General features: G+C 47.8%; 4 protein-coding genes. All 4 read right to left on the reverse strand.

Going from position 1 to position 3625, the window contains the following annotated elements:
• Positions 1–638: 638 nt before the first annotated feature.
• Positions 639–1634 carry a DUF6282 family protein gene (locus Q7V48_13000; protein MDO9211647.1) on the reverse strand — a complete coding sequence of 332 codons (996 nt, stop codon included), beginning with the start codon at positions 1632–1634 and terminating at the stop codon, positions 639–641.
• Between the two features lie 212 nt (positions 1635–1846).
• Positions 1847–2317 carry a cupin domain-containing protein gene (locus tag Q7V48_13005; GenBank protein MDO9211648.1) on the reverse strand — a complete coding sequence of 157 codons (471 nt, stop codon included), beginning with the start codon at positions 2315–2317 and terminating at the stop codon, positions 1847–1849.
• Between the two features lie 484 nt (positions 2318–2801).
• Positions 2802–3260 (reverse strand): putative molybdenum carrier protein, encoded by a 459-nt coding sequence (locus tag Q7V48_13010; protein ID MDO9211649.1) that lies wholly within the window; start codon positions 3258–3260, stop codon positions 2802–2804.
• 142 nt (positions 3261–3402) lie between these two features.
• Positions 3403–3625 (reverse strand): hypothetical protein (locus Q7V48_13015; GenBank protein ID MDO9211650.1); only part of this gene is annotated, 223 nt, incomplete at its 5' end.

Raw genomic sequence — 3625 nt, forward strand, 5'->3', positions numbered from 1 at the left:
AAAACGCTAAATTAATACGAATGGCTATTCCGTTTTGGGAATGATCTCCCCTGTCTTCGGGTTGTGGTATCCACCCTCAACTTTAGGCCAAACAACTCCTGTCTTGGGATCTATTACCCCGCCAAAGGTTCCCGGCAAAAACTCACCCGTTCGAGGATTAACTACCCCTTTTTCCTTGGTTAATGTCGAGGGACCCGGCGGCGCTGCAGGAGCGGGTTGCGGCGTCGGACCTGGCTGTATGGGCGAGTAGGACGGAGCGGGTGGAAAGACAAACGGACTCCGGCTATACGAGGATATTGGAACAAAGGAATAAAGGCGTCAACCAATAATAGGCGCCTAGAATTAAATGCGCAGACGTCGAACCTGATCTGTTGGAAACGCATGAGAAAGAGCATAAGCTAGCAGATAGTTTGCAGGACAGTCGTAAGTGACGCTTTCACCTACTCTTCACCCTGACACGGCATTTAGATTTAACAATTACTATTTGAAATGTGGATAACATGAAAAAGACCTGGTCATTTCTGACCAGGTCTTTGTTCTTTGAATTTCCCAGAATGCTTATTCTCGGAAATCATTCCTTTAAAGGAGTGAAGGAGGTAGTGGGTAGTTCCTCCAGCCATCCCCCTCCGATTTCACCTTCACATAGGTTCAAGCCCTAACAGCCGGGCTGGGTTTTTCTTGGCCATCAAGTTGATCTGCTCTTGGGTTATGCCCTTGCTCATCAGAGCAAGGATAAACTCCTTCATTCCATCAGCAGGGATGGGGTTCATGTACTGGCCAAGGTCCGTGGCAATAACACAATTCTCCGCCCCTACTTCTTTGATGGCTTTTGCGAATTCTTCAATTGGGATATGCTTCCAGCCCTTCATCCAGCCCAAGGCTGCTTGTGGTCCCATCAAATACGTAAGATAACAGTGTTCAATGAAAGCTCCAGCCTCTACACAACGTTTCAAATCATCGATAGATAATTCACCCGGGGATTGCATGGCGTGAGTCACCAAAACCTTTCGCACCCCCTCCTGCTTGGCAGCCTTGACGGAAGCGAGAATTTCTTTGCCCGAGACGTGGCCGGTTGCAAAAATAATGTCGGCTTTCGCAATCAGCTTCAAGACTTTTCGCAGCTCGGGGACCACGCTACCGGAAGCATCAATTACCCGGATTCCTCCCGCGTCAGCCTTCTTGGCAAAGAAGGATTTGTGATTGGCCGAACCATGGGTGGGCAACCAGACGATCTTCCCGCAGCCGCCGGTGAACTTAATCATTAGATCCACCGCCTCGGGGTTGATCCCGCCCACCGACTCATTCAGAGTAATTCCTCCGAACACTTCAATTCCCGGGATAATTTGTCGCACCAGGTAGGCCCGGTCATTAGTGATAAATTCATGATTTTTAGTCACCACTCCGCGCATTCCCAGCTCTTTAGCCTTCTGGGCCAACTCGAAATCATTCACCGAGCGGGATGCCGTATCTGGACCTGCGTGCACATGCATGTCAATGGTCCCCACCAGCGGGTTGGCGGCCACCAGAGTGGGCATCTGAGCCATCGCTTTCTGAGCAACGGTAACTGCTCCAATAACCCCGACGGCTTTCAAGAAACCCCGTCGGCTAATCCCGTCCTTTTTCTCTTCTTCCATGGTCAACCCCTCCCTTTTAAAGATAATTTTAAGTGATGAAGACTGAGTTAATCTTCTTTCACCTCCTTTATTTCCCAGAATGCATATTCTCGGAAGTCATTCCTCAAAAAACCCCACCTCCTGCTCAGAAGTGGGGTTTAGATTCATCCCCAGGCCGCAAATGAACCTGGGAGCAGCGGATGGGCCGCTCCACTTCCTTCGCCCATCTGTTCCTATTCGTCGATCATCACGCGGTCGTGGGCACCTTTTGGCTGTGGCGGTGAAAACATATTAAAAGACAATAATTCTTTACCAGGAAGCGCACGTGTAGCATGGGCCACCCCGCGGGGACAGACATGCAGGTCACCCGCCTTCACTGGAACCCATTTGCCGTTGATATACATTTCACCTTCACCTTTATAGATAAAAACAAGTTCATCCACAGTAACGTGCATATGCCTCCCGATGCCTTTGGGATCCTTACTGGTACCGATAAATAAGGCAGAGCGCGGGGATGAAAAAACATTATCCGAACGGCCCAATTGGCCCTCTTTTACGGGGTGCGTCGAAAACCACTCGTCAAGATTAATGAGCACATCTTCACCCGGGGTTGAGTCTATGAGGTATTTTGCCGTAGGAGCCCCCAATACTTGCCCCGCCAAAAAAGCCAAAGCTATAGCCCCGATAATTACCATTGTACGCATTCGACAATCCTCCTTTCTGGTTTTTGCAGTGAAGTAGGGTGATAAATAAATCAAAAAGGCTCCAAAGAGATATTTAATCCCCCTGGAGCCTTCATATTGTCATCTTTTGAAAACCCCATCTTCTCATTTTACGCCTCAGAAGGTTAAAGGTTGGGTTGGGAGGTTTTTTGTGAACAAGGGATAATCTATATTGCGAATGGTATCAAGACTGCAAATTCTGTCAAGGGGAATTTTGGCTCCTTTTTGCGTCAAAATTTAGACATAGAATCAAAGGGAAACACTACATCTGGGGGGTAGTACTGAGCTTCAAAAATTGTAACTATCGTGCCAGTAACAAAGCCTACCAAATCCCCACCATTTTTTCAATAAATGGTTTGTATATCATCAACCGTATCCGGTGTCGGTCTTCCATCGGGAGTTCTTCAAAAGTTGCTGTTTCTTTGGGTCAAGCTTCTCTGTCATGGCCCCCTCATTCAATCTCTATTTACAAGAAGCGCCCCAAATATTTCTTAGCCTCCTCATAAATTCCTGGGAACTTGCTTTCTCTTGGGCCAGCTACGTTCAGAACCTGTATCTGATGAATTTTAGCCCATTTCCTGATATTAGCGGAGGCACCATCTCCTCTTAAATCAATAACCATATACGGTTTTTTATAACCTTGGGCTAATTTCAAGGTCAAAGCTGTCCCACCTGTTGGAGGTCCCCAAGTCAGGATCAGGGTTCCGTCGGATATATGTACATTTCTCTCTGTCCTTACCCATAAGTAATTGCTGTTGGTTTCTCTGAGAGGGTACCGGGAATCAATTAGTCCGTCTTCCGCTATCCTCCCTTTAAGACACCATCCCCCGCAAGGAATACCCTGCTCCAGAGCAATATCCAAGGCGGCTCGCTCTACCCCGGTCTGACCACCTGAGATAATCTTGGCGAAGATTGATTTTGGCATGTTAGGTTACTCATTTACAGGAAGGACAATGACGATGCCAACGTATCAAAATCCCCCATTTGGGTCAATAGGAAAATAGCAGAGAACGTGCCAATCTCCGCAATTTGCCAAAATTTCCGAGATAAAAAGGATATCGAAACCCTTACCGATTATCGAAATCATGCCGCGCAATCCTTTTTAGGTATCGCTGTTTCTTCTTGCCGAAGCGTTCTATTTCGGCTGCGAGTAGATCAAACTGCCCTTTTAGGTGTTCCTTTGCTGTTCTCTCGCCCTCAGCTTGGTCCCTTGCCTGGTCCAGTGCCTGCTGCAAGGACTTCAGGACTGGTTGTAGCGAATACCCTAAAGCGGTAGCCTCTCGGAACAGA

This window comes from Deltaproteobacteria bacterium (assembly GCA_030654105.1).
Taxonomy (GTDB): Bacteria; Desulfobacterota; SM23-61; order SM23-61; family SM23-61; genus JAHJQK01.